Genomic DNA, 25256 nt, shown 5'->3' on the forward strand with positions numbered 1-25256 from the left:
CCCCGTCCCCGCCCCCGTACGGCAGGATGACCCCCATGACCCAGGTGCACGAGGACCGCCCCGTACTGCCCACGCAGCAGGACGAGGTCGCCGCAGCCGGCAGTGAGCTCATCGGCGGCCCGCTCGGCCGCTACGCCCGCATCGGCGGCAGCTGGCTGGGACCGGTGCGCGTCGTGGCCCTCATCGCCATCGGCATGTTCGCGCTCGGCATGGTGCAGAAGCTGCCCTGCTACGAGTGGGCCTGGTTCCGCGGGGCGTCCTCGCAGTACACCCACGCCTGCTACTCCGACATCCCGCACCTGTACGCGGTCCGCGGCTTCGCCGACAACCTGACGCCCTACTTCGACCGGCTCCCCGGCGACATGGAGTACCTGGAGTACCCGGTGCTCACCGGGCTCTTCATGGAGATCGCCTCCTGGCTCACCCCCGGCAGCGGCTCCATGCAGCACCGCGAGCAGATGTACTGGATGGTCAACGCGGGCATGCTGATGGCCTGCGCGGCCGTCATCGCCGTGTGCGTCGCGCGCACCCACCGCCGCCGGCCCTGGGATGCCCTGCTCTTCGCGCTCGCGCCCGCCTTCGCCCTGACGGCGACGATCAACTGGGACCTCCTGGCCATCGCCCTGACCGCGGCCGGGATGCTCATGTGGTCCCGTGGGCGGACGGTCCTCTTCGGCGTCCTCATCGGCCTGGCCACCGCCGCCAAGCTGTACCCCGTCCTGCTGCTCGGGGTCCTGTTCGTGCTCTGCTGGCGGGCCGGCAAGTGGCGCGACTTCGGCCTTGCCGCTTGCGGAGCGGCCGGAGCCTGGCTCGTGGTGAACCTTCCGGTCATGTTCTTCGCCTGGGAGGGCTGGAAGAAGTTCTACACCTTCAGCCAGGAGCGGCCGATCGACTTCGGCTCCGTCTGGCTGCTGATCTCCCAGCGCTCCGGCAACCCCCTGCACGACGCCAACACGTACGCGACCGGGCTGACGCTCCTGCTGTGCGGGGCCATCGGACTGCTCACCCTGACGGCCCCCCGCCGCCCGCGCTTCGCCCAGCTGGCCTTCCTGGTCGTCGCCGCCTTCATCCTCTGCAACAAGGTCTACTCGCCGCAGTACGTGCTGTGGCTCATCCCGCTCGCTGCCCTGGCCCGGCCGCGCTGGCGGGACTTCCTGATCTGGCAGGCCGGCGAGGTCGCCTACTTCCTCGGGATCTGGTTCTACCTCGCCTACATCAACAGCGGGGACAAGCACCAGGGCCTGCCCGTGGAGGGCTACCAGCTGGCGATCGCGGCCCACCTGCTCGCCACGCTGTACCTGTGCGCCGTCGTCGTCCGCGACATCCTGTTGCCGGAGCACGACGTCGTACGCCGGGACGGCTCGGACGACCCCTCGGGGGGCGTCCTGGAGGGGGCGGAGGACGTGTTCGTGCTGTCGGAGGCAGCGAGGGCGCCGCGGTACGCGACGCCCTCGGAGGGACAGCGGGTCGACTGGGGCGCCGGCCCCAAGGACTGACCGGGACGGCTCAGGAGTCGAGCATCCGGTCGAACTGCGTGGTGGTGTGGCGCAGGTGCGCCACCAGCTCGTCGCCGACCTTCGGTTCGGTCGCGTCGGCGGGTACGAACAGGATCGACACCTGCATGTGCGGCGGCTCGGCGAACCAGCGCTGCTTGCCCGCCCACACGAAGGGCGAGAGGTTCCGGTTGACGGTGGCCAGGCCTGCCCGGGCGACGCCCTTGGCGCGCGGCATCACACCGTGCAGTGCCTTCGGGGCCTCCAGGCCCACACCGTGCGAGGTACCGCCGGCGACCACGACCAGCCAGCCGTCGGAGGCGGCCTTCTGCTGGCGGTAGCCGAACCGGTCACCCTTGGCCACACGCGTGACGTCGAGCACCGAGCCGCGGTATTCGGTCGCCTCGTGGTCGCCCAGCCACAGCCTGGTGCCGATGCGGGCCCGGAAGCGGGTCTGCGGGAACTGCTGCTGGAGCCGTGCCAGCTCCTCGGCCCGCAGGTGGCTGACGAACATGGTGTGCAGCGGCAGCCGGGCCGCACGCAGTCGGTCCATCCAGCCGATGACCTCCTCCACGGCGTCCGAGCCGTCCGGGCGGTCCAGCGGCAGGTGCAGGGCGAAGCCCTCCAGCCGGACGTCCTCGATGGCGCCGAGCAACTGGCCGAGGTCCTGCTCGGAGATGCCGTGGCGGCGCATCGAGCTCATGCACTCGATGACCACGCGGGCGCCGACCAGGCTGCGAACGCCTTCCAGCGAGGACACGGAGCGGATGACCCGGTCCGGCAGCGGCACCGGCTCCTCGCCCCGGCGGAACGGGGTGAGGACGAGCAGGTCGCCGCCGAACCAGTCCTTGATGCTGGCGGCCTCGTACGTCGTGCCGACCGCGAGTACGTCGGCGCCCATCCGGGTCGCCTCCTCGCACAGCCGCTCGTGGCCGAAGCCGTAGCCGTTGCCCTTGCAGACCGGGATCATCCCGGGGAACTGGTCCTGGACCTGCTTCTGGTGCGCACGCCAGCGCGCGGTGTCGACGTAGAGCGTGAGCGCCATGCCCGTCCGGAACCTCTCCTGTGAAGCTGCGCGGTGCAGCGGGACTGTGTGGGGAAAGCGGGTGGATCTGGGTGGGTCAGCGACGCGACATGTAGATGTCGAGCGCCTTGTGCAGCACCTTGTTCAGCGGGAAGTCCCACTCGCCGACGTACTCGACGGCTTCGCCGCCGGTACCGACCTTGAACTGGATCAGACCGAACAGGTGGTCGTTCTCGTCCAGCGTGTCAGAGATTCCGCGCAGGTCGTAGACGCTCGCACCGAGTGCGTACGCGTCGCGCAGCATGCGCCACTGCATCGCGTTCGAGGGCCGGACCTCGCGCTTGTGGTTGGCGGAAGCGCCGTACGAGTACCAGACGTGCTGGCCGACGGTGAGCATCGTGGCGGCGGCCAGAGGCTCTCCCTCGTGCGTGGCGATGTACAGGCGCATCCGGTTGGGGTCCTCGGAGTTGAGGGCCGTCCACTGGCGCTGGAAGTAGCTGAGGGGGCGCGGGCGGAACTTGTCGCGCTCGGCCGTGATCTCGTAGAGGTGCTGCCAGGTCGGCAGGTCGTCGTAGCCGCCCTGGACGACCTCGACGCCGGCCTTCTCCGCCTTCTTGATGTTGCGGCGCCACAGCTGGTTGAAGCCCTTGAGGACGTCGTCCAGCGAGCGGTTGGCGAGCGGTACCTGGAAGACGTAGCGCGGCTGGACGTCGCCGAAGCCGGCGCCGCCGTCCTCGGCCTGCTGCCATCCCATGCGGCGCAGCTTGTCGGACACCTCGAAGGCGCGCGGCTCGATGACCGAGGCCTCCACGTCGCGCAGGCGCTTGACGTTGGGGTCCTGGATCCCGGCCTTGATGGCGGCCGAGTTCCAGCGGCGGATGACGACGGGCGGGCCCATCTTCACGGTGAAGGCGCCCTGCTGCTTGAGGTGGGCCAGCATCGGCTGGAGCCACTCCTCCAGATTCGGGGCGTACCAGTTGATGACCGGCCCCTCGGGGAGGTACGCGAGGTAGCGCTTCACCTTGGGCAGCTGGCGGTACAGCACGAGGGCCGCTCCGACGAGTTCCTCGGACTCGTTGAACCAACCGAGGTTCTCGGAACGCCACTCGTTCTTCACGTCGGCCCACGCCGGGACCTGGCAGTGGCTCGCCGAGGGCAGGCTCTGGAGGTAACCCAGATGCTGCTCTCGGCTGATGGTCCTCAGGGACAGGCTCATGCGGGGCGTCTCCTCGGCGGCTTCGCTGGCTATGGCGCGAAGCCTACTGCGACAGGGGCGCCACCCTTCTGGGGGACGGGCCGTGGGCCCGGGCCGGTGTGCGGCCGGCGCCCTGCCGAGGAGGTGCCGCGGGAGGCCCGGTCAGCCCCCGAAGAGGCCGCCGTGGAACATGCCGAGGTAGAAGCCGATGGCAGACGCGCCTAGGCCGATGATCAGCGCGAAGCGCTCGCGTGTCGTGACGGAGACGAACTGTCCGTACGCGCCGGTCAGGATGCCGATCAGCCCGGCCCACGAGCTGATCAGGTGCAGGTTGTGGAAGAAGGCCGTGACGAACGCCACGGCGCCGAGGGTCAGGGTGACCGCCATCAGGGCGTCCTGCAGCGGGTGGGGCTTTCCGTCGGTGGAGAGCAGGGAGATCTGAGGGGGCCGCATTGCCTGTGCCATCGGAAGGCACCTCCTGGCTGAAGCTGGCGGTGCTGCGGGCTGCCTCCGGCAGGGGGCCGAGGACATAGCACCGAGCACACCCGATGGATACAGATTGTGGACCTCTCCTGCCGGATTTCAACCGGAAGGACGCGAGCAGGTAGTCTGTACAGCTGCGCGGTGTCTGCTCTGCGGACGCCGTGCTCACGCATCACGACCCTCCTGCCACGGAACGACCGTGGCCGCTGAGTCCAAAGGAGGTGGGTTCCACATGCGTCACTACGAAGTGATGGTCATCCTCGACCCCGATCTCGAGGAGCGCGCTGTCTCCCCGCTGATCGAGAACTTCCTCTCCGTCGTCCGCGAGGGCAACGGAAAGGTCGAGAAGGTCGACACCTGGGGCCGTCGTCGTCTCGCTTACGAGATCAAGAAGAAGCCCGAGGGCATCTACTCGGTCATCGACCTTCAGGCCGAGCCTGCGGTCGTCAAGGAGCTTGACCGACAGATGAACCTGAACGAGTCGGTTCTCCGGACCAAGGTCCTTCGCCCCGAGACCCACTGAACTTCGGTTCAGCGGTAATCGGGAACGAGTAGCACAGCAGCCCAGCAGCAATCCCCGCCGAGAGGTTCATCCATGGCAGGCGAGACCGTCATCACGGTCGTCGGCAATCTCGTCGACGACCCCGAGCTGCGCTTCACCCCCTCGGGTGCGGCGGTCGCGAAGTTCCGTGTCGCGTCCACCCCCCGCACCTTCGACCGTCAGACCAATGAGTGGAAGGACGGCGAGAGCCTGTTCCTGACCTGCTCGGTGTGGCGGCAGGCGGCGGAGAACGTCGCCGAGTCCCTCCAGCGAGGCATGCGCGTCATCGTGCAGGGCCGGCTGAGGCAGCGGTCGTACGAGGACCGTGAGGGTGTCAAGCGCACGGTCTACGAGCTGGACGTCGAGGAAGTCGGCCCCAGCCTGAAGAACGCCACGGCCAAGGTCGCCAAGACCACCGGCCGCGGTGGCCAGGGTGGGTACGGCGGCGGCGGTCAGCAGCAGGGCGGCGGCGGTGGCTGGGGCGGAGCCCCCAGCGGCGGCCAGCAGGGCGGCGGAGCTCCCTCCGACGACCCGTGGGCGTCCAGCGCGCCGGCCGGTGGCCAGCAGCAGGGCGGCGGCGGGGGCGGTTGGGGCGGAAGCTCCGGCGGCTCCGGCGGTGGCTACTCGGACGAGCCGCCCTTCTAGGGCAGCTCCATCCAAACTTCTTGATCACACAGGAGAGACACAATGGCGAAGCCGCCTGTGCGCAAGCCTAAGAAGAAGGTCTGCGCGTTCTGCAAGGACAAGACCGCTTACGTGGACTACAAGGACACGAACATGCTGCGGAAGTTCATTTCCGACCGCGGCAAGATCCGTGCCCGCCGCGTCACCGGCAACTGCACGCAGCACCAGCGTGACGTCGCCACGGCCGTGAAGAACAGCCGTGAGATGGCGCTGCTGCCCTACACGTCCACCGCGCGATAAGGAAAGGGTGACCGACTAATGAAGATCATCCTGACCCACGAGGTTTCTGGCCTCGGTGCCGCCGGCGATGTCGTCGACGTCAAGGACGGTTACGCTCGCAACTACCTGGTCCCGCGTGGTTTCGCGATCCGCTGGACCAAGGGTGGCGAGAAGGACGTGGCGCAGATCCGCCGCGCCCGCAAGATCCACGAGATCGCGACCATCGAGCAGGCCAGCGAGGTCAAGGCCAAGCTCGAGGGCGTGAAGGTCCGTCTGGCCACCCGCGCGGGTGACGCCGGTCGTCTCTTCGGCTCCGTGACCCCGGCCGACATCGCCACGGCGATCGAGGCTTCCGGTGGCCCGAAGGTCGACAAGCGCCGCGTGGAGCTCGGCTCCCCGATCAAGACCCTCGGTTCGTACCAGGTCTCCGTGCGTCTGCACGCCGACGTGGCCGCGAACGTGGGCATCGAGGTCGTCGCCGCCTAAGGGCTGCACGCGAAGGGCCGCATCCCGACGGGGTGCGGCCCTTCGCCGTTTCCCGAGCTTCTCCGCAAGTACCGTGGGCGGCGGCCCGGTGTGTTTCACGTGAAACACACGATGGCTCGGCGGTGTTTCACGTGAAACCGGCTACCGCGTGGCGCCCGCGATCGCCCATCGGCCGGAGCGGGCACGCAGCTGCAGGGTGAGCATCCGGACCAGCATCATCAGGGTCATGGCCCACCAGAGCGTCGTCAGGCCGCCGCCCAGGGCCGGGACGAGCAGCGCGACCGGGGTGAACACGGCAAGCGTGAGCAGCATGGCCCGGGCCAGGTAGCGGCCGTCACCCGCCCCCATCAGCACCCCGTCCAGCACGAAGACGATGCCGGACACGGGCTGGGAGAGGGCTACGACCAGCAGCGCGGGCAGCAGTGCCTTCTCCACGGCCGGGTCGCTGGTGAACAGGGGGATGAACACGGGGCGGGCCAGGACCACCAGGAGGCCGAGCAGGAGGCCCGTGGCGATGCCCCACTGCACCATCCGGCGGCAGACGGCCTTCGCGCCATCCGTGTCGCCCGAGCCCAGATAGCGGCCGATGATCGCCTGGCCGGCTATCGCGATGGCGTCCAGGGCGAAGGCGAGCAGGCTCCACAAGGAAAGCAGGATCTGGTGGGCCGCGATCTCGGCGTCGCCGAGCCGGGCGGCCACGGCGGTCGCGATCAGCAGGATGGCACGCAGGGACAGGGTGCGGACCAGCAGCGGGGCCCCGGCCTGGGCGCAGGCGCGGATGCCGGCGGTGTCGGGACGCAGCGAGGCGCCGTGCCGTCGGGCCCCCCGGGCGACCACGCAGAGGTAGGCGGCGGCCATGGCGCACTGGGCGAGGACGGTGCCCCAGGCGGAGCCGGCGATGCCGAAGCCCGCGCCGTAGACGAGCGCGACGTTCAGGCCCGCGTTGAGGGCGAAGCCGCCTATGGCCACGTAGAGCGGCGTGCGGGTGTCCTGGAGGCCGCGGATGACCCCCGTGGCGGCCAGGACCACGAGCATCGCCGGGATACCGAAGGCCGAGATGCGCAGGTAGGTGATCGCGTGGAGGGCGACGCTGTCCGAGGCTCCGAAGAGGGCGACCAGCGAGGGTGCGGCGGGCAGCACCACGGCGACGACGGCGAGACCGAGCAGGAGGCCCAGCCAGATGCCGTCCATGCCCTGCCGGATGGCTGCCGGCAGGTCTCCGGCGCCGACCCGGCGGGAGACGGCTGCGGTGGTGGCGTAGGCGAGGAAGACGAAGACGCTCACGGCCGTGGTGAGCAGGGCGGCGGCAATGCCGAGGCCGGCCAGCTGGGGAGTGCCGAGGTGTCCCACGATGGCGCTGTCGGCCAGCACGAAGAGGGGCTCGGCCACGAGGGCGCCGAAGGCGGGGACGGCGAGTGCGAAGATCTCTCGGTCATGCCGTCTCGGCCCCGCCGTGGGTGCTGCGAGGGCCTGTGTCATGCGCCCAATCTAATCTTCCACAGGTAACGGACGCAACCTGGTATCAATCCTTACCTGTGCGCTGACTTGGGCGTTCGTTCCCCCACGTTGGAGGCCTTCTCGGAACCCGGGCGAAGAATTTTCTCCGCCGCTGCCGGTGGATGAGGAAATCCCAGGTCAGGTGGGGTAAGGAGGTGGCTCGGGTGATTTTGTCCACAGCGTCGTCCCCCGGTCCGTGCACAGCTTCGCGGGAGTTACCCACAGCATTGGCGCCGTCGTCCACATCTCATCCACAGAGCCTGTGGATAACAAGATTGGCTGTCGCCGCTCGCGGCCCTACCGTGGGGCGTTGCCCGACTCGCCGACAGCCGGCTCGGGTGCCCCACATGTCAGAGCCGTGCCGTAGAAAGAGCCGCACGGCGAGGTCCGCGTTGCGGACGGGAGGAGGCGGCCCGTGAGCATGCCCGAGCCCATGGACGACCCCTGGGCCGACAGCGGTCCGAGCGACCGTCTGCCCGCCCGTCCGCGCCGCAACAGTGAAGGCCGGGGCCGCGGCGACGAGCAGCACGACCGGGGTCGCGAGGGAGGCTCCTGGGATGGTGGCGGCTTCGAGCGCGTCCCTCCGCAGGACCTCGACGCCGAGCAGTCCGTACTCGGCGGCATGCTCCTCTCCAAGGACGCCATCGCCGACGTCGTCGAGGTCCTCAAGGGCCACGACTTCTACCGGCCCTCGCACGAGACGATCTACCAGGCGATCCTCGACCTCTACGCCAAGGGAGAGCCGGCCGACCCCATCACCGTCGGCGCCGAGCTGACGAGGCGCGGCGAGATCAGCAAGGTCGGCGGGGCCTCGTATCTGCACACGCTGGTCCAATCCGTGCCCACGGCGGCGAACGCCGAGTACTACGCGGAGATCGTCCACGAGCGGGCCGTCCTGCGCCGCCTCGTCGCCGCCGGTACGAAGATCACGCAGATGGGGTACGCGGCCGACGGCGACGTCGATGAGATCGTCAACAGTGCCCAGGCCGAGATCTACGCCGTCACCGAGCAGCGGACCTCCGAGGACTACCTGCCCCTCGGCGACATCATGGAAGGCGCCCTCGACGAGATCGAGGCCATCGGTTCACGCAGCGGGCAGATGTCTGGCGTGCCCACCGGGTTCACCGACCTGGACTCCCTGACCAACGGCCTCCACCCGGGCCAGATGATCGTCATCGCCGCCCGTCCGGCCATGGGCAAGTCCACGCTCGCGCTGGACTTCGCCAGGGCCTGCTCCATCAAGAGCAACCTGCCAAGCGTGATCTTCTCCCTCGAAATGGGGCGCAACGAGATCGCCATGCGACTCCTGTCGGCCGAGGCCAGGGTGGCCCTGCACCACATGCGCTCGGGCACGATGACGGACGACGACTGGACCCGGCTGGCCCGCCGGATGCCGGACGTCTCCGCCGCTCCGCTCTACATCGACGATTCTCCCAACCTGTCGATGATGGAGATCCGGGCCAAGTGCCGTCGGCTCAAGCAGCGCAACGACCTCTCGCTCGTGGTCATCGACTACCTCCAGCTCATGCAGTCGGGTGGCTCGCGCCGTCCCGAGAGCCGTCAGCAGGAGGTCTCGGACATGTCCCGAAACCTGAAGCTCCTGGCGAAGGAGCTGGAGGTCCCGGTGATCGCGCTCTCTCAGCTGAACCGTGGCCCTGAGCAGCGAACCGACAAGAAGCCGATGGTCTCCGACCTGCGTGAGTCGGGATCGATCGAGCAGGACGCCGACATGGTGATCCTGCTCCACCGCGAGGACGCCTACGAGAAGGAGTCCCCTCGCGCCGGTGAGGCCGACCTGATCGTGGCCAAGCACCGTAACGGCCCCACCGCGACGATCACCGTGGCCTTCCAGGGCCACTATTCGCGCTTCGTGGACATGGCCAACACGTAGCATCCGATCATGGATGAGCTTGCCGAGGACCTTGAACTGCTCCCCGCCACCCGGCGTGCGCTGAGGCACCGGATCGCCGTCGCCCAGAGCACGGGACGAGCCCCGTCGGTCGTGGCGGCCGTGCTGCGTGGCGGGCAGGTGGTCTGGGAGGGCTCCCGTACCTCCGTCGAGGGCCACGGCCCCGACGGGAACGTGCAGTACCGGATCGGTTCGATCAGCAAGACCTTCACCGCAGTCCTCGTCATGCGCCTGCGGGAGGAAGGGCTGCTCAGGCTCGAGGACCCGCTGGAGGACCACCTCCCGGGCACTGCCGCCGGCCGGGTGACCATCGCCCAACTGCTGGCCCACACAGGCGGGCTGGCCGCGGAGACCCCGGGCGAGTGGTGGGAGCGCACCCCCGGCGCGCAGCGGCCCGAGCTCGCCGACGTGCTGGGCGAGGAGCCCTTCAAGCTCACGCCGGGCAGCAGGCACCACTACTCCAACCCCGGTTACACCCTGCTGGGTTCGCTGGTTGAGGCACTGCGCGGCAAGCCCTGGGAAGAGGTCCTGCGGGCCGAGGTGCTGCAGCCCCTCGGCCTGGACCGTACGAGCTGTCGGCCGCAGGCCCCGCACGCGGGCGGCTGGGCGGTGCACCCCTGGGCCGACGTCATGATGCCCGAACCGCTCGAGGACCTCGGGCTGATGGCCGCGGCCGGTCAGCTGTGGTCCACGACCGGGGACCTCGCACGGTTCGCCGACTTCCTGTTGCGCGGTGACGAGCGGGTGCTCAACGCGGAGTCCGTACGGGAGATGCGCCGGCCGGCGGCGCCTCCGGAGCCAGGGTTGGCCGACCTGGGCTACGGGCTGGGGATGCAGCTGATGGCCCAGGGCGCACGCAGGCTGGCGGGCCACAGCGGCTCGCTGCCCGGGTTCGTCGCGGGGCTGTGGCTGAGCGAGGCCGACGACGTGGCGGCGGTCGTGTTGGCCAACTGCACGTCGGGGTTGCCGGCGGCTGCCGTGGCCGCCGACCTCGTCGCGGTCGTGGCGGATGCCGAGCCCCCGTTCCCACGGCCGTGGCGACCGTTCCGGGAGGCGGATCAGGCGCCCCTCGAGCTGTGCGGCCCTTGGTACTGGGGGACTTCGGCCCAGGTGGTCCGGCTGATCGCGGACGGTTCGCTGGAGCTGGCGCCGGTCGGGGGTACGGGGCGAACGGCTCGGTTCCGGTCCGAGCCCGACGGCACCTGGACCGGCCTGTCCGGGTACTACGCCGGCGAGACGCTGCGGGCGGTGCGCCGCGAGGACGGCTCGGTGAGCCACCTCGATCTGGCGTCCTTCGTGTTCACCAGGGAGCCCTACGACCCTGGCGCCCCGGTGCCCGGCGGGGTGGACCCGCAGGGTTGGCGCGGCATCGGCTGACGGCCCGGGGAGCGTCTCAGGCGACGAGTTCACGCTCCAGCGGAGTGCGGAAGCGGGGGGTGACGCGGGCGTCGCCCACCCAGGCGGCGAGGCGGGACGCCTCGGCGGTGATCGCCTTCTCGGCGGTGCTGCCGGGGTCACCCAGCAGCCGCCAGACGATCTCTCCGTCCGGGCGCTGGGCCCATCCGCCGACGATCTCGCCGTTCCACCACACCGTGGGGCCGATGTTGCCCGCGTAGTCGAACAGGGCGGGCCTGTGGGCGGCATCGAGGTGGAAGCTCCGGTCGGCCCAGCCCATGCCGGTGGGGTCGAGCGCGGGCAGCAGGGCCGCCCATGGCTCGGGGACCGGTTCGGGTGCGGTGTCCCCGGGGCTGACGAGGGCGGTACGGCCGTCGTCGAGACGCACCTGGTCGGGACCGACGGCCGCGAGCGCCTTGCGTACGTCCGTCAGGGTCCATCCGGTCCACCACTTGAGGTCGGCCTCGGTGGCCGGGCCGTAAGCGTCCAGCCAGCGGCGGGCGATCTCGGCGCGTGCCTCCGCGGCCGGTACGGCCGGCCAGGGCGCGGTGTGGACCCAGCGGAACTGGCTGGATGTCCACGATCCGCGCGGCCGGTCCCGGCGGATCCTGCCGTCGGCGGCCAGCAGGCGGATGACCCGGGTGGCGACGCCCTGCTCCGTCTCGTACTTCTTGCCCCGACTCACGGTGATCTTCTGGCGCAGGGCGGGAACAGCGGTGGAGAGCTGACTTCCGGTGAGGGGACCGCTCGTGTCGAGGGTGTCCAGCGCGGCTGCCTCCGCCCGGGCCAGCCAGGCGGCATCGAGACCCTGCCCGTCCTCGTCGAGGTGTTTGAGGAAGGTGCGGCGCTCCTTGGCGGCGATGGCACGGGCGGTCGACGCGTCGACGTACGGGGCGAGTGCCGTCGACACCGCGAAGAGGGTGTTGCGCATGCTGAGCAGCCGCACGAGCCGGACGTCCTCGTAGAGCGCCTGCTCGACCGTGCCGGGGCCGCCTTCGGCCAGCCGGGCGCGCGCGGAGAGGAAGACGGTCGCGGCGTCAGTGGCGTGCAGAGCGACGACGGAGTCCGCCGCTTCCGCCACCGTCGCGGCTCGGGCCGACGAAGCCAGGCGGTGGCGTCGGCCGAGCCGGTTCCGGCGCTCGGTGGCGCTGATGAGGGGGAGAGGGGCGCTCATCCTCCCGATCGTAGGCCGGGCCGCCGACACAGCTCCCCGGCCGGCCCACGATCCGGCACAGTCAGAGCTGGAGCTTGAACCCGACGTGCGACGCCGTGAACCCGAGCCGTTCGTAGAAGCGGTGGGCGTCGGTCCGGGTCACGTCCGACGTGAGCTGGACGAGCGTGCAGTTCTCGGCACGGGACTTCTCGATCGCCCACTCGATGAACCGGGTGCCCAGTCCGCTGCCGCGCTCGTCCGAGTGGACGCGGACGCCCTCGACGACGGCGCGGGTGGCTCCCTTGCGAGAGAGGCCGGGGACGATCGTCAGCTGGAGGGTGCCCACGACACGGCCGGCCCGGACGGCGACGACCACATGCTGGTTCGGGTCACCGGAGAGACGTTCCAGGGCCGCGCGGTACGGGGCGAGGTCCTCCGGGGACTCGCGGGTGGCGCCGAGCGGGTCATCGGCCAGCATGGCGACGATGGCTGGCAGATCGGCGGCGGTGGCGGGCCGGATCACCGGCTCGGGAATCCCGGTCACGTTGGCAGTCTCTCCTCAGCCCGCGGCCACGGTCAGCGGAGCCCAGCGACGGGTCCAGTCACCGGGCAGCTCGGGGATGTCCCGGGCCATGACGGTGTTGAAAGCGACGGACTCCAGGCCGCGTTCCTTGAGCCACGCCAGCAGTTCCTCGTGTCGTACGTCGACATCGGTGCGCAGGGCACGGTCCGACCCTGCTGCGAGGGCGGTGATCAACGCCTTGGCGGTGTCGGTGTCGCGAGCGATCAGCGGGCCGATGACATGGGTGTTCATGTTGGGCCAGGCCGCGGCGTATCCGGTGAGCATTCCGTCCTTCCTGCTGTCCTCGGCGACCAGCAGGTGGTCGGCGAAGGCGGGCAGTCGCGTGATCATGTGTGTGCGGTCCGCGCCGAAGACCTCGGCGTCCAGGCGCAGGATGCGCGGAAGGTCGTCTGCGACCGCCCGCCGGACCCGAGAGCCGTGAGGGGCGGAGGTGCCTTCCTCCCGGAAAGTTCCCACCAGCATCTCGGCGCGGCCCGTGGTCTTGAACCCCAGCTCTTCGTAGAGCGGGCGACCGTAGGGCGTGGCGTGGAGGGTGAGTGGGACGCCCTTGAGCACGTCGTTGCACACGTGGGTCATCAGGGCGCGCCCCAGCCCTTGGCGGGCGTAGCGGTCGGCCACGAGGACCATGCCGATGGCGGCGAGTCCGGGGCCTGCCGGGATGCTGCCGTACCGGGTGACGACGCACGCGGCGGCGAGGCCCCGGCCGTCCGGGGCATCGACCCCGTAGCCGTTCCCTGCCGCGAGCAGCAATCCCCACTTGTGGTCCTCGCGGAGCCAGCCACGATCTTCGGACAGGTCGGCGCAGCGGTGGAGATCGTCCACGGTCAGCGCCCGGATCGGCAGATCGGTGATGTGTGGTGTCACCGGCCCAGACTGGATCATGGACCGGGAGCCGTCCAGCGGATTTGGGGCCGATGTTTCACGTGAAACATGAGCGTGGGGTCGGGCCCGACCGGGTTTCACGTGAAACACGGTGTTTCACGTGAAACCAACCCACTAGCCTCGACGGCTATGACGCGCCTGCACCTCTTCGACCTCGACGGAACCCTGATGTACGGCTCGGCGGCTCCGGTGGAGATCTCCCGCCAACTCGGGGTGAGTGCCGAGATCGGCAAGCTTGAGCGGTCCTTCGCGGCGCGTGAGATCGGGCCGCACCAGTTCTCGGTGGCAGTGCACGCACTGTGGGCCGAGCTGACACCCTCGCACGTCAGGGCGGCGTTCGACGGGGCTCCCTGGCTCGCGGGGATCCGGGACGTCTGGCAGGAGATCCGGCAGCGTGGTGAGTACTGCGCGGTGGTCTCCCTGTCACCGTCCTTCTTCGTTGAGTTGCTGCTGGAGTGGGGCGCTCATGCCGCCCACGGCTCGGTTTTCCCGGAAGTGCCGTTCACCCGGCCGGTTGAGGAGGCCGGGATTCTGACCCCCGAGGGCAAGGTCATGGTGGCCGACCGGCTGTGCGAGCAGTTCGGCGTGACGCGGAGCGACTGCGTGGCGTACGGCGACTCCGGGACCGACATCCACCTCTTCGAGGCCGTGTCCGTCTCGGTGGCGGTCAACGCGCGGCCGCACCTGGCCGCGCGCGCGACCCACGTGTACGAGGGACGTGATCTGCGGGAGGCATACCAGATCGTGGCGGTGGCACGCCCGGAAGTTGACGCATCTTAGGAGGAAAGTGGGTTCGAAACGCGGATTTTCCGCGTTTCCCCGCAGGCCTCTGGGGCGGGTGGCACGCTGTGAGATCGGGAACCACGGATTCATGACCGTGGCGTGTGCAGACCGACCGAGATGCTCGAAGCGAGGCACCGCATGGACGCTCCGCCCACCAGATCGGCCAGACGCGAAGCGGCCCGGATACCCTCCGAGGGCGGTGCGGCCGAGCCCTCACCGGATGCCGTACTCATCCGCCGGACGCTCGCGGAGATCGCCCCGGTAGCCGACAAGGTGACCTCGTACTTCTACGCTCTGGTCTTCACCGGGCACCCGGAAGTACGGGGCATGTTCCCGGCGGCCATGGACACGCAGCGCGACCGACTGCTGAAGGCGCTCCTTACTGCCGCCGAGCACATCGACAACCCCGACGTACTCGCCCCCTACCTCTGCCGACTCGGCACCGGGCACCGCAAGTACGGCACCATGGCCGGGCACTACCCCGTGATCGGCGAGGCCCTCGTCGGGGCGCTGGCCCGCTTCGCCACACTGAGCTGGGGGCCGGAGACCGAGGCCGCGTGGGTGCGGGCCTACACCGCGATCTCCCAGATCATGATCGACGCCGCGGCGGAGGACGAGGTGAAGGCCCCCGCGTGGTGGCACGCGGAGGTGGTCTCCCACGACCTGCGCACCCCGGACATCGCCGTGCTGACCGTCCGCCCCGACCAGCCGTACGCCTTCCTCGCCGGCCAGTACGCGAGCCTGGAGACCCCGTGGTGGCCGCGGGTGTGGCGGCACTACTCCTTCGCTTCGGCCCCCCGGCCCGACGGGCTGCTCACCTTCCATGTCAAAGCCGTCCCCGCAGGCTGGGTCTCCAACGCTCTGGTGCGCCACGCCCGCCCCGGTGACGTACTGCGTCTGGGTCCGCCGGCCGGGTCGATGGTGGTGGACCACACCACGGACAACGGGATGCTGTGCCTGGGCGGGGGCACCGGTATCGCCCCGATCAAGGCGTTGATCGAGGATGTGGCCGGACATGGGGAGCGGCGGCCGGTGGAGGTGTTCTTCGGTGCGCGCAGCGACAGCGACCTGTATGACAAGGACACCCTGATGGGACTGCAGCGCTCGCACCCGTGGCTCTCGGTCCGGCCGGTGGTCGGGGACGGGCTGGCCGGACAGCTGCCGCACGCCGTGGGTGAGCACGGGCCGTGGAGCTCATACGACGCGTTCATCTCCGGCCCGCCCGCGATGATCCGCAGCGGGGTCGACGAACTGCTGCGCATCGGAATCCCCGGCGAGCGGATCCGGCACGACGCGGTCGAGGAACTGGTGGGCATCGCCGGGTGAGACCGGCGGGCACGGCCGGTCCGGGACCGGCGGTTGCCCACCGGACCCGGACCTGGAGGGCCTCAGCCCAGGTCGGGCGCGTGCATGGCGCGCACGCCCTCGATGTTGCCGTCCAGGTAGTGCCGCAGCGACAGCGGGACGAGGTGGACCGCGGCGATGCCCACTCGGCTGAAGGGCACCCGGACGATCTCGTACTCACCCTCGGGCTCGTCGACCTCGGGGCCGTGCCGGAGGCCGGGGTCCATGGATTCGAGGCGGCAGACGAAGAAGTGCTGCACCTTCACGCCGGTCACCCCGCCGCCGGCGATGTGCTCGACGGTGTCGACGAAACAGGGCACGACGTCAGTGATCTTCGCGCCGAGTTCCTCGTGGACCTCTCGGTGGAGGGCGTCGACGACGGTGGCGTCCGAGGACTCCACTCCCCCGCCGGGGGTGAGCCAGTACGGGTCGACGCCGGGCTTGGTGCGCTTGATGAGGATCAGGTCGTCACCGTCGAGCAGAATCGCGCGAGCGGTGCGTTTGACCACGGGACGTTCGGTCATGGGAGAAGAGTGGCCCACCGCTCCGCTTCTGAAACGCGCCACGTGTCGGAAACAGGGGGCTCACCAGTGCACGGCGGCGTCCAGCAGCCGCTCGCGGGCGCGGGCGAGGTGGGCGAGAGAGGGGCTCCCCGTCCGCAGGACCAGGAACCAGGTGCGCAGCGGTGGGACGGGAGGCTCCGCCACGGCGGCGATCCGGCCGCTGTCGAGGGCGTCCTGGCACAGGTAGCGGGGCAGCACGGCGAGCCCCCCGCCTGCAAGGACGCATTCCAGTACGGCGCGCAGGTCGGGTGCGACCACGGTTGCCGCGAGGGACCTGGCGTCCGGCAGGGTGTCGAAGACGGCGCTCCAGTACCGGGTGACGAGCGGCAGGGTCTCGTGGACCTCGACGAGCGGGATGCCCTCCAGAGCCGCGGGGCCGTCGTCCCGCAGCCGGTCGGTGTCGACGAGGGCGGCCCAGTAGGGAGCGGCGACCAGGACGTGTTCCTCGTCGCACAGGGCGGTGGCCGTGAAGGGTCCGCTGCGGGGGCGGGCGGTGGTGACGACGAGGTCGTGGTGGCCGGCGGCGAGTCCGTCGAGGACGGTCGCGGAGTCGCTCTGCAGGGTGGCGCGCAGGGTGTGGCCCTGGCCGACGAGGGGCGCGAGGGCGGGAAGCACCCGCAGCGACAGGAACTCGGCAGGCCCCGCGACGTGGAGGGACCGCAGCCCGCCCGCGTCCTCCCGCTCGGCCTCGGTGATCCGGAGCAGGGCGTCGAGGTGGGGGGCGGCCTTGTGGGCGAGTTCGTCGCCGACAGTGGTGGGAGTGACCCCGCGAGCCCGGCGGTGGAAGAGCGGCCGACCCAACTGGCGCTCCAGTGTCCGGATCTGCGAGGTCACGGCGGGCTGGGACAGCCCGAGCAGGGCGGCGGCGCGCGTGAACGAGCCCGCCCGGTGAACGGTGACGAAGGTGCGCAGCAGGGCCAGATCCATCGCGACACCTCTCGGTGGGGGCCTACAACTATAAATATGCAGATAGGCCCCTGTCGCTACCGTGATTGGACTCTGACGCAGAGTCAATTAGCCTTGTCGCGTGGTTCTTCACGCGCGGAACCCGGGGCGGTCCGAGCCACTAGGGGGGAGGCTCGGACTGCCTTTCCACATCGTGCTCAGCGGTCGTGACCGGCCGGGTCGAGGGCACGATCGAGTGCCCGCAAGACGTCTGCGACCAGGTCCGCGGTGTCCTCGGCCCCGGCGGAGAAGCGGATGAAGCCCTCGGGCACTGCGTCGCCGCCCCACCGTCCGCGCCGCTCGGCGGTGGACCGCACGCCACCGAAACTCGTGGCGTCCTCGACCAGGTGCAGGGCGGCCATGAACCGCTCCGCGTGTGACCGGTCCGGCAGGGTGAAGGAGACCACTGAGCCGAAGCCCCGCATCTGGCGGGCAGCCGTCTTGTGGGAGGGGTCCGTGGCCAGCCCCGGGTAGCGCACCTCGCTCACCTCGCGGCGCTCGCCGAGCGCCTGCGCGACGGCCAGGGCGTTGGCCCACTGGCGCTGCGCGCGCAACTGGATCGTGGCCAGCGAACGGTGGGCGAGCCAGGCCTCCATGGGGCCGGGGATCGCGCCGACGATCTTGCGCCACCCCCTGACGCGTGCCGCGAGTCCGGGGTCGCGGCACACGACGTACCCGAGGAGCAGGTCGCCGTGGCCGGTGAGGCCCTTGGTGCCGCTCGCCACGGAGAAGTCCGCCCCGAGCTCCAGGGGCCGCTGTCCGAGCGGCGTGGCGAGGGTGTTGTCCACGGCGACCAGGGTCCCGCCGGCGTGGGCGGCCTCCGCGAGGCGCCGTACGTCGCATACGTCGAGCCCGGGATTGGAGGGCGTCTCGATCCACAGCATCCGGGCCCCGTCGAGGACCTCGAGCTGGGCGTCCGCGCCGGTGGGCGCGGTGCGGACGTGGATCCCGTAGGCCTCGAGCTGTTCGCGCAGGAGGGGCAGCGCCTGGTAGCCGTCGTCGGGCAGGACGACGGTGTCGCCGGTCCGGGCCTGGGACAGCAGGACGGCGGCGATCGCCGCCATGCCCGAGGCGAAGACCACGGCGTGCACGTCCTGGCCGGGGGCCTCCAGCTCTCCGATCGCCCGTTCCAGCAGGGTCCAGGTCGGGTTGGTGTCGCGGCCGTAGGCGTACGGGCCCTCGACGTCTCCCGGAAGGTGGAAGTGGGCGGCGAAGACCGGCCCGGGCAGGGGCGGTTCGTTCTTGGCGACCTCGGGCAGACCGGCGCGCACGGCGCGGGTGCCGTCGCCGATCGGCTCGCCGGGGCCTTCGGGGGAGTGCTCGTTCACGGGGTGTGCTCCTTCATCGCCTCGCGTACGGCGTCCAGCAGACCTGGGCTCGCCGCCTCGACCAGCTCCAGGCACTCCTCGAAGCCGTCGAGCGACCCGTAGTAGGGGTCCGGTACGTCGTGCTGCCCGGCCGGGGCCGCCGGATCGTAGAACCGCAGCAGGCGGACCTTGGCGGCGTCCTGCGGGGTGGGTGCAAGTGCCCGCAGGTCGCGCAGGTGCCCGGAGTCGAGCGCGATGACGAGGTCCAGACGGGAGAACCAGGCGGATCGGAACTGCCGGGCGCGGTGGTCCTGGGCGTAGCCGGCGGCCTCCAGGACGGAGACGGTGCGCGGGTCGGCGCCGTCGCCTTCGTGCCAGCCGCCGGTGCCGGCGCTGTCCACCTCGACGAGGGCGTCGAGTCCGGCCCGTTCCACATGGGCGCGGAAGACGGACTCGGCCATGGGGGAGCGGCATATGTTGCCCGTGCAGACGAAGCAGACGCGGTACATGCGCAGCCCGCTCAGTCGTTGTCGGGAAGGACCAGGTTGGCGGCCCAGGAGACGATGGAGATGATCAGTCCCCCGATCAGCGCCGACCAGAAGTTGTCCACGTGGAAGCTCAGGTCGAACTGGTCGGCCAGCCACGAGGTCAGCAGCAGCATCAGCGCGTTCACGACGAGGGTGAACAGGCCGAGTGTGAGGATGAACAGCGGCAGTGACAGCAGCTTGACCAGGGGCTTGACGATGAGGTTGACCAGGCCGAAGAGCAGGGCGACCAGGATCAGGGTCAGCGTCCGGCGGCCCATCGTGCTGCCGTCGTCCAGGGTGATGCCGGCAACCAGCCAGATGGCCACGGCCAGGGCCGCCGCGTTGGCGAGCGTCTTGACTACGAAATTCGTCATGTGTCTGATCGTGGCAGAGAAGATCCCGGTGGGACATCCGCAGATCAGCGGATGCGAGGGAACGATCGAGTACAAGGGGCACAACGACGATGAAAGCCTTCCGGCTTGACGAGCTCGAAGCGGAGCGGGCTGCCAATGACGGCGCCTATCTGCAGTTCCTGCGAGAGCGGAACATGTCGGTCGGGCTGTACGCGCTCGATGCCGGCCAGAGCGATCCGCAGCGGCCGCACGGTCAGGACGAGGTGTACTTCGTCGTCAGCGGGAGGGCCTCGATCACGGTCGGCGAGGAGACCACCACCGTGGCGCGCGGCAGCGTCGTCTACGTGCCGGCGGGTGTCCCGCACAAGTTCCACCACATCACCGAGGACCTGAAGGTGATGGTGGTCTTCTCCCCGCCGGAGGGCTGAGCGGGCCGCGCGGTGAGGGTCGCGCCCCTGATCCCCCTAAGGGGCGGATCAGGGGACTCCGAGGGCTTGCGGGCCCCGATCGGAGCCTGCGGCCTCCTAGCATCGAGAGCAGGAAGCCACGGACGGGAAGACCAGGAAGAGGTCGAGGACATGAACGGGATCCGGGAGATATTCGCAGGCATGCCCTGGTGGGTGAAGTGGGTCGCCGTTCCGCTGCTGGCGCTGTTCGTCTTCGGCGGCGTCATCACCAGCATCCTGGGCGCGCTGATCTCGTTGGTCTTCAAGCTGCTGCTCTTCGTCGGCCTCGTCGGCGGTCTGATCTTCGTCGTGAAGAAGCTCGGCGGCGGACGTTCGAAGTCGTCCTCCACCGAGTGGTGAGTGACGGGCGGGGTCTCTTCCCTCGTTAACCCAGCTGAGGGAACCGGACGCCTTGAAGCGCTCACAGCCGCGGAATCGGTGGATAGAGTCGCGAACTGTGCCGTTCCCTGGGCACGAGAGCCGGTGACACCCCCTGACCCGTGGTGACGCCGACGACCCGCCGAGCGCGATCCCCAGGACCGGCATGAGCGGGGGCGGCCCCCGCGGGGCGGGCCACCCCTGAAGGCCCGCCGCCACGCCTGGGGGTGAGCTTGTCTCCGGTCCACAATGCGGGTGTGCCGACACTGATCGGTTCGGTACAGAGGGCGCTGAGGCTGCTCGAAGCCGCGGGATCCCACAGCGGGGGAGCCCCGGCGAAGCAGCTGGCGCGTGAGGCCGGGCTCCCGCTTCCCACTGCCTACCACCTGCTGCGCACCCTGACGCACGAGGGCTATCTGCGCCGAGAGGGCGGAGTCTTCGTACTCGGTGCCGCGGCCGGCAGGCTGGCCGGTCGGGGACTCCAGCAGAAACGTCGCAGCATGATCCTCGACTCGCTCGCGTACTTCCGCGACGCGGTCGGGGCCCCCGTCTACTTCGCGGTCTACCGCGAGGGTGAAATCGAGCTCTTGGGTGTGTCGGACACGCCGGGCAGTCCGGCGTGCGAGGAGTGGGCCGACTTCCGCGCGACGGGATTCGCGCACGCGATCGGGCAGTGCCTGCTCGGCCAGCTCGACGAGAGCGCACGCAAGGACTATTACGACCGCCACCCGGTGGAGGCGATCACCCCTTATACCGTGCGCGATCTGCGGGCGCTGGAGAACCGGATCGGGGCCCTCGGGCGAATGCAGCCCGTAATCGAGCGGCAGGAATATGCCCTGGGCACAGTCTGTGCCGCCATCCCCATCACGGCCGGGGATACGGCCGCGACGATGGCCATTTCTTTGCCCCTGCACCAGGAAGATCGATTGCTGTATGTAGTCGATCGACTACGGAGTGAAGTAGGCGCGCTGCTGAGCACCCTCTCGTTCTCTATCAGTATCTGAAAACTCACTCCTTGTGATCTGCATGCGCTTCCACCACTCTTGTCAAGAGGGCCCTGGGGGATCATTCCTGGCCACTTCCACTACAGCGGGGTAGGCAATGCGCGAGTCCGTACAGGCAGAGGTCATGATGAGTTTCCTCGTTTCCGAGGAGCTCTCGTTCCGGATCCCGGTGGAACTCCGGTACGACGCCCGTGACCCCTACGCAGTCCGCCTGACCTTCCACCTTCCCGGAGACGCACCCGTGACCTGGGCGTTCGGCCGGGAGCTGCTCCTCGACGGCATCAACAAGCCGTGTGGTGACGGCGATGTCCACATCGCCCCCACCAGTCCCGAGGAGCTGTCCGACGTCCACATCCGGCTTCAGGTCGGAGGCGACCGGGCTCTGTTCCGGGCCAGCGCGGCGCCACTTGTCGCGTTCCTCGACCGCACGGACCGGCTCGTTCCGCTCGGGCAGGAGCGGAACACGGGCGATTTCGAAGAACACTTGGACGAGGCGCTCGGCAGAATCCTTGCCGAGTCGAAGCAGAACGAGCAGAACGCCGGCTGAGCCGCCGCCCGGACCGGCCCACCACCCGGGCCGAACCACCTTTCAGCGCTTGCGCCGTCGGCCCCGGCCGCCGCGTACCGGTCCCGAGCCCGGTGCGACGGCCGGGGATTGCGGCCGGTCGGCCGAAACCACCAGCGCTGCCAGCGCCGTCGTCACGGGGACCGAGGCCACCAGCCCGATCGAACCGACGAGGGTTCGTACGATCTCCACCGCGACCAGCTCGCTGTTCGCCACCGACCCCATGCTGCTGTTGGCGATCGAGAACAGCAGGAGCAGCGGGAGTGCGGCGCCCGCGTAGGCCAGCACCAGGGTGTTGACCACCGAAGCGATGTGGTCGCGGCCGATCCTGATGGCGGCCCGGTACAGGGAGCGGGGGCCCATGGACGGGTCCGCCTGGTGGAGTTCCCAGACCGCCGAGGTCTGGGTGACCGTCACGTCGTCGAGGACGCCGAGCGATCCGATGATGATGCCGGCGAGCAGCAGGCCGCTCATGTCGATGTCCGGGTAGAGCCCGTGGATCAGCCCCGTGTTGTCGTCGGTGTTGCCGCTGAGGAACGCCCAGTCGATGAACACCGAGCCCAGCAGGCCGATCAGCAGCAGCGACACGAGCGTGCCCAGGACGGCCACCGAGGTGCGGGCGGTCAGACCGTGGCACATGTAGAGCGCGATCAGCATGATCGCGCTCGCCCCGACCACCGCGACCACCAGCGGGTTCGACCCCTGCAGGATGGCGGGGAGGATGAAGAGCGTCAGCACGCCGAAACTGATGACCAGTGCGATCAGCGCGAACAGCCCGCGCATGCGCCCGACCAGGACGACCGAGAGCGCGAAGATCCCGGCCAGCACCGCCAGCGGGAGCTTGCGGTTCACGTCGATCACCGAGTACTGCAGGTCGCGGGGCGCGTCCGGGGCGTACGCCACCACCACCTCCTGACCGTCGCTCAACTGCCGTGGCGCGCCCGGCTGGACGATCTCCACGAAGGTGCGTCCCTTGTCCGGACCGCTCCCGATCTCGACGGTGGCCTTCTTGCACTCGCCGGTCTGCGCGGCCCGGGCCCCGCCGCCCGCCGGCGTGGAGCCCCCGCCACCCGGCGGCACCTGTGCGGCGTTCACGGATTTGCAGTCGACGAGTTCCAGCGAGACGACCTTGGCCTGCTGGGTCTGCCGGTCGAAGCCCACCCCGGTGCGCTCGTGGTCCGGCGTGTCGCTCGGCCAGAGGACGGCCAGGCCGACGAGGACGGCGACGGCGAAGGGGATCAGTACGGCCGCGATGACCTTGCGCAGGTGCTTGGAGACGGGGGCCGCAGGTCCGTGACCGTGGCTGTGGGAGTGGCCGGAGGAGGGCCCGTGTTCCGCGTGTGCGTGGCCGGAGTGGCCGTGGGGCTCAGTGGGCTCGGTGGGGGGCTGCGGCGAGGACGTCACCAGCAGATCATCGCAAGAGATGAGGGGGTCCACTGTTCAGCACGCCATGGATGACGCTAGCGTGGGGGCTACTTTGCACAACGCGGGAGCTCGGAGCACCGGGCTGAGAGGGCGCTGATCACCGTACGCGATCACGAATGCGTACGGGAGGAGGCTGCGTCGACCGCCGAACCTGTTACCGGGTAATGCCGGCGTAGGGAGATCAGGTCTCATGACCATTCAGGACGCACGCACGCCTGCCGTCAGCCAGGACGCCGACGGCTCGACCGAGCGCAAGCCGGGCTGGCACAAGGGCTACGTGGCGGGGTCCCGCCCCGACATCCGGGTGCCGGTCCGCCAGGTCCACCTCACCAACGGCAAGGACGTGACGCTGTACGACACGTCCGGTCCGTACACCGACCCGCAGATCGAGACCGATGTGCGACGGGGCCTCGCGCCGCTGCGCGAGAACTGGATCATCAGCCGCGGCGACACCGAGGAGTACGCCGGCCGCCCGGTCCGCCCCGAGGACGACGGCATCAAGCACACCTCGCCGCGCGGTGGCCTCAAGAACCTCGACGCGGTCTTCCCGGGCCGCCCCCGCCAGCCCCGCCGGGGCCGTGACGGCGCCGCCGTCACGCAGCTCGCGTACGCCCGCCGGGGCGAGATCACCCCGGAGATGGAATACGTCGCGATCCGCGAGAACGTCTCCCCCGAGGTCGTCCGCGAGGAGATCGCCGCAGGTCGCGCGGTGCTTCCGGCGAACGTGAACCACCCGGAGATCGAGCCGATGATCATCGGCAAGAAGTTCCTGGTGAAGGTCAACGCCAACATCGGCAACTCCGCCGTCACCTCCTCCATCGAGGAGGAGGTGGAGAAGATGACCTGGGCGACCCGCTGGGGTGCGGACACGGTCATGGACCTCTCGACGGGCCGCAACATCCACACCACCCGCGAGTGGGTGCTGCGCAACTCCCCCGTGCCGATCGGCACCGTGCCCCTCTACCAGGCGCTGGAGAAGGTCGACGGCAAGGCCGAGGACCTGACCTGGGAGATCTACAAGGACACGGTCATCGAGCAGGCCGAGCAGGGCGTCGACTACATGACGGTCCACGCCGGCGTGCTCCTGCCGTACGTGCCGCTGACCGCCCGCCGCAAGACCGGCATCGTCTCCCGCGGCGGCTCGATCATGGCCGCGTGGTGCCTCGCGCACCACAAGGAGAACTTCCTCTACACGAACTTCGAGGAGCTCTGCGAGATCCTGGCGGCGTACGACGTCACGTACTCCCTGGGTGACGGCCTGCGCCCCGGCTCCATCGCGGACGCCAACGACGCGGCGCAGTTCGCGGAGCTGAAGACGCTGGGCGAGCTCAACACCATCGCCAAGCGCCACAACGTCCAGACGATGATCGAGGGCCCGGGCCACGTCCCGATGCACAAGATCAAGGAGAACATCGACCTCCAGCAGGAGATCTGCGAGGAAGCGCCGTTCTACACGCTCGGCCCGCTGACCACGGACGTCGCGCCCGCGTACGACCACATCACCTCGGGCATCGGCGCCGCGATGATCGCCTGGTGGGGCACGGCGATGCTCTGCTACGTCACGCCCAAGGAGCACCTGGGGCTGCCCAACCGGGACGACGTCAAGACCGGCGTGATCACGTACAAGATCTCGGCGCACGCCGCCGACCTGGCCAAGGGGCACCCGGGCGCCCAGGAGTGGGACGACGCGCTGTCCGACGCGCGCTTCGAGTTCCGCTGGGAGGACCAGTTCAACCTGGCCCTGGACCCGGACACGGCCCGTGAGTTCCACGACGAGACCCTTCCCGCCGAGCCGGCCAAGACCGCGCACTTCTGCTCCATGTGCGGTCCGAAGTTCTGCTCGATGAAGATCTCGCAGGACATCCGCCGTGAACACGGCGGGGACCTGAAGGCGGACGAGATCCAGGCCGGCATGGCGGAGAAGTCCGCCGAGTTCGCGGCCTCGGGCAACCGCGTCTACCTGCCGCTGGCCGACTGAGACCGGTCCGGAAGGCCCGGCAGACCGGCAGACCGGCCACGGGGCGGACCCGCGACCCATGGGGGGAGCCGCGGGTCCGCCCCGTTCTTCCGTG

At 69.8% G+C, this 25256-nt stretch carries 27 protein-coding genes; 14 read left to right on the forward strand and 13 right to left on the reverse strand.

All coding sequences use genetic code 11. The annotated features are described in order from the left end of the window. Positions 1–35 precede the first annotated feature (35 nt). A complete protein-coding gene (locus ACZ6JS_RS12090) occupies positions 36–1496 on the forward strand; it encodes a glycosyltransferase family 87 protein (protein ID WP_469297521.1) in 1461 nt (486 codons plus the stop codon). Positions 1497–1506: 10 nt separating this feature from the next. Here the strand turns inward: ACZ6JS_RS12090 and ACZ6JS_RS12095 are convergent, their stop codons facing one another. From ACZ6JS_RS12095 to ACZ6JS_RS12105, 3 genes are all read right to left on the reverse strand, one after another. Beyond that, complete coding sequence (locus tag ACZ6JS_RS12095; RefSeq protein ID WP_469297522.1) at positions 1507–2538, reverse strand: alanine racemase; 1032 nt, start codon at positions 2536–2538, stop codon at positions 1507–1509. A gap of 76 nt (positions 2539–2614) precedes the next feature. After that, a complete protein-coding gene (locus tag ACZ6JS_RS12100; protein ID WP_030025757.1) occupies positions 2615–3733 on the reverse strand; it encodes a lipid II:glycine glycyltransferase FemX in 1119 nt (372 codons plus the stop codon). Between the two features lie 141 nt (positions 3734–3874). After that, positions 3875–4177: a hypothetical protein gene (locus ACZ6JS_RS12105; protein ID WP_202200733.1), complete on the reverse strand. Its 303-nt coding sequence runs from the start codon at positions 4175–4177 to the stop codon at positions 3875–3877. 250 nt (positions 4178–4427) lie between these two features. On the opposite strand from ACZ6JS_RS12105, the gene rpsF reads away from it, so the two are divergent. The 4 genes from rpsF to rplI all read left to right on the forward strand — a co-directional run bounded on the left by rpsF (position 4428) and on the right by rplI (position 6125). Further along, positions 4428–4718 carry a 30S ribosomal protein S6 gene (rpsF, locus tag ACZ6JS_RS12110; RefSeq protein ID WP_004950685.1) on the forward strand — a complete coding sequence of 97 codons (291 nt, stop codon included), beginning with the start codon at positions 4428–4430 and terminating at the stop codon, positions 4716–4718. A 72-nt stretch (positions 4719–4790) separates the two neighbouring features. After that, positions 4791–5381: a single-stranded DNA-binding protein gene (locus ACZ6JS_RS12115; RefSeq protein WP_060177162.1), complete on the forward strand. Its 591-nt coding sequence runs from the start codon at positions 4791–4793 to the stop codon at positions 5379–5381. Between the two features lie 42 nt (positions 5382–5423). Then, positions 5424–5660 (forward strand): 30S ribosomal protein S18, encoded by a 237-nt coding sequence (gene rpsR, locus ACZ6JS_RS12120; protein ID WP_005315025.1) that lies wholly within the window; start codon positions 5424–5426, stop codon positions 5658–5660. 18 nt (positions 5661–5678) lie between these two features. Next, positions 5679–6125 (forward strand): 50S ribosomal protein L9, encoded by a 447-nt coding sequence (rplI, locus tag ACZ6JS_RS12125; protein ID WP_469297523.1) that lies wholly within the window; start codon positions 5679–5681, stop codon positions 6123–6125. Between the two features lie 141 nt (positions 6126–6266). Here the strand turns inward: rplI and ACZ6JS_RS12130 are convergent, their stop codons facing one another. Then, positions 6267–7604, reverse strand: a complete 1338-nt coding sequence (locus ACZ6JS_RS12130; protein ID WP_469297524.1) for an MATE family efflux transporter — start codon at positions 7602–7604, stop codon at positions 6267–6269. A 451-nt stretch (positions 7605–8055) separates the two neighbouring features. Here ACZ6JS_RS12130 and dnaB point away from each other — a divergent pair, with 451 nt between their 5' ends. Together dnaB and ACZ6JS_RS12140 are read left to right on the forward strand one after the other, a co-directional pair. After that, on the forward strand, positions 8056–9513 hold the full coding sequence (dnaB, locus tag ACZ6JS_RS12135) for a replicative DNA helicase (protein ID WP_030762553.1): 1458 nt from the start codon (positions 8056–8058) through the stop codon (positions 9511–9513). A 9-nt stretch (positions 9514–9522) separates the two neighbouring features. Beyond that, the gene (locus ACZ6JS_RS12140; protein WP_469297525.1) at positions 9523–10908 is read left to right on the forward strand and encodes a serine hydrolase domain-containing protein; all 1386 of its coding nucleotides are present in this window, start codon (positions 9523–9525) and stop codon (positions 10906–10908) included. A gap of 16 nt (positions 10909–10924) precedes the next feature. Here ACZ6JS_RS12140 and ACZ6JS_RS12145 read toward each other — a convergent pair whose 3' ends face one another. From ACZ6JS_RS12145 to ACZ6JS_RS12155, 3 genes are all read right to left on the reverse strand, one after another. Then, positions 10925–12100, reverse strand: a complete 1176-nt coding sequence (locus tag ACZ6JS_RS12145; protein WP_469297526.1) for a winged helix DNA-binding domain-containing protein — start codon at positions 12098–12100, stop codon at positions 10925–10927. A gap of 61 nt (positions 12101–12161) precedes the next feature. Continuing rightward, positions 12162–12623, reverse strand: coding sequence for a GNAT family N-acetyltransferase (locus ACZ6JS_RS12150; RefSeq protein ID WP_469297527.1), 462 nt, complete (start codon positions 12621–12623; stop codon positions 12162–12164). Between the two features lie 15 nt (positions 12624–12638). Then, positions 12639–13526, reverse strand: a complete 888-nt coding sequence (locus ACZ6JS_RS12155) for a GNAT family N-acetyltransferase (RefSeq protein ID WP_469297528.1) — start codon at positions 13524–13526, stop codon at positions 12639–12641. A 147-nt stretch (positions 13527–13673) separates the two neighbouring features. Between ACZ6JS_RS12155 and ACZ6JS_RS12160 the strand changes: the two genes are divergently transcribed. Then, complete coding sequence (locus ACZ6JS_RS12160; RefSeq protein WP_469297529.1) at positions 13674–14324, forward strand: HAD family hydrolase; 651 nt, start codon at positions 13674–13676, stop codon at positions 14322–14324. A 141-nt stretch (positions 14325–14465) separates the two neighbouring features. Further along, entirely contained in the window at positions 14466–15653 is a 1188-nt protein-coding gene (locus ACZ6JS_RS12165; RefSeq protein WP_469297530.1) for a globin domain-containing protein, read from the forward strand. A 62-nt stretch (positions 15654–15715) separates the two neighbouring features. Here ACZ6JS_RS12165 and ACZ6JS_RS12170 read toward each other — a convergent pair whose 3' ends face one another. The 5 genes from ACZ6JS_RS12170 to ACZ6JS_RS12190 all read right to left on the reverse strand — a co-directional run bounded on the left by ACZ6JS_RS12170 (position 15716) and on the right by ACZ6JS_RS12190 (position 19387). Further along, complete coding sequence (locus ACZ6JS_RS12170) at positions 15716–16195, reverse strand: NUDIX hydrolase (RefSeq protein ID WP_359124854.1); 480 nt, start codon at positions 16193–16195, stop codon at positions 15716–15718. 60 nt (positions 16196–16255) lie between these two features. Next, complete coding sequence (locus ACZ6JS_RS12175; protein ID WP_469297531.1) at positions 16256–17161, reverse strand: LysR family transcriptional regulator; 906 nt, start codon at positions 17159–17161, stop codon at positions 16256–16258. 176 nt (positions 17162–17337) lie between these two features. Beyond that, on the reverse strand, positions 17338–18507 hold the full coding sequence (locus tag ACZ6JS_RS12180) for a cystathionine gamma-lyase (protein WP_469297532.1): 1170 nt from the start codon (positions 18505–18507) through the stop codon (positions 17338–17340). Next, positions 18504–18995 (reverse strand): low molecular weight protein-tyrosine-phosphatase, encoded by a 492-nt coding sequence (locus ACZ6JS_RS12185; protein WP_469297533.1) that lies wholly within the window; start codon positions 18993–18995, stop codon positions 18504–18506. Before ACZ6JS_RS12185 ends, ACZ6JS_RS12180 begins: the two co-directional genes overlap by 4 nt. A gap of 11 nt (positions 18996–19006) precedes the next feature. Further along, on the reverse strand, positions 19007–19387 hold the full coding sequence (locus tag ACZ6JS_RS12190) for a phage holin family protein (RefSeq protein WP_030839390.1): 381 nt from the start codon (positions 19385–19387) through the stop codon (positions 19007–19009). A gap of 89 nt (positions 19388–19476) precedes the next feature. Between ACZ6JS_RS12190 and ACZ6JS_RS12195 the strand changes: the two genes are divergently transcribed. From ACZ6JS_RS12195 to ACZ6JS_RS12210, 4 genes are all read left to right on the forward strand, one after another. Continuing rightward, positions 19477–19794 carry a cupin domain-containing protein gene (locus tag ACZ6JS_RS12195; RefSeq protein WP_469297534.1) on the forward strand — a complete coding sequence of 106 codons (318 nt, stop codon included), beginning with the start codon at positions 19477–19479 and terminating at the stop codon, positions 19792–19794. 150 nt (positions 19795–19944) lie between these two features. After that, on the forward strand, positions 19945–20172 hold the full coding sequence (locus tag ACZ6JS_RS12200) for a DUF5326 family protein (RefSeq protein ID WP_469297535.1): 228 nt from the start codon (positions 19945–19947) through the stop codon (positions 20170–20172). A gap of 275 nt (positions 20173–20447) precedes the next feature. After that, positions 20448–21194 (forward strand): IclR family transcriptional regulator, encoded by a 747-nt coding sequence (locus ACZ6JS_RS12205; RefSeq protein WP_469297536.1) that lies wholly within the window; start codon positions 20448–20450, stop codon positions 21192–21194. A 97-nt stretch (positions 21195–21291) separates the two neighbouring features. Further along, the gene (locus ACZ6JS_RS12210) at positions 21292–21741 is read left to right on the forward strand and encodes an SsgA family sporulation/cell division regulator (protein ID WP_030647381.1); all 450 of its coding nucleotides are present in this window, start codon (positions 21292–21294) and stop codon (positions 21739–21741) included. A gap of 42 nt (positions 21742–21783) precedes the next feature. Here the strand turns inward: ACZ6JS_RS12210 and ACZ6JS_RS12215 are convergent, their stop codons facing one another. Further along, complete coding sequence (locus ACZ6JS_RS12215; RefSeq protein ID WP_469297537.1) at positions 21784–23163, reverse strand: YibE/F family protein; 1380 nt, start codon at positions 23161–23163, stop codon at positions 21784–21786. A gap of 211 nt (positions 23164–23374) precedes the next feature. Here ACZ6JS_RS12215 and thiC point away from each other — a divergent pair, with 211 nt between their 5' ends. After that, the gene (gene thiC, locus ACZ6JS_RS12220; RefSeq protein ID WP_469297538.1) at positions 23375–25162 is read left to right on the forward strand and encodes a phosphomethylpyrimidine synthase ThiC; all 1788 of its coding nucleotides are present in this window, start codon (positions 23375–23377) and stop codon (positions 25160–25162) included. The last annotated feature ends 94 nt before the right edge of the window (positions 25163–25256 follow it).

The sequence above is a fragment of the Streptomyces sp. NPDC046349 genome (assembly GCF_055587885.1).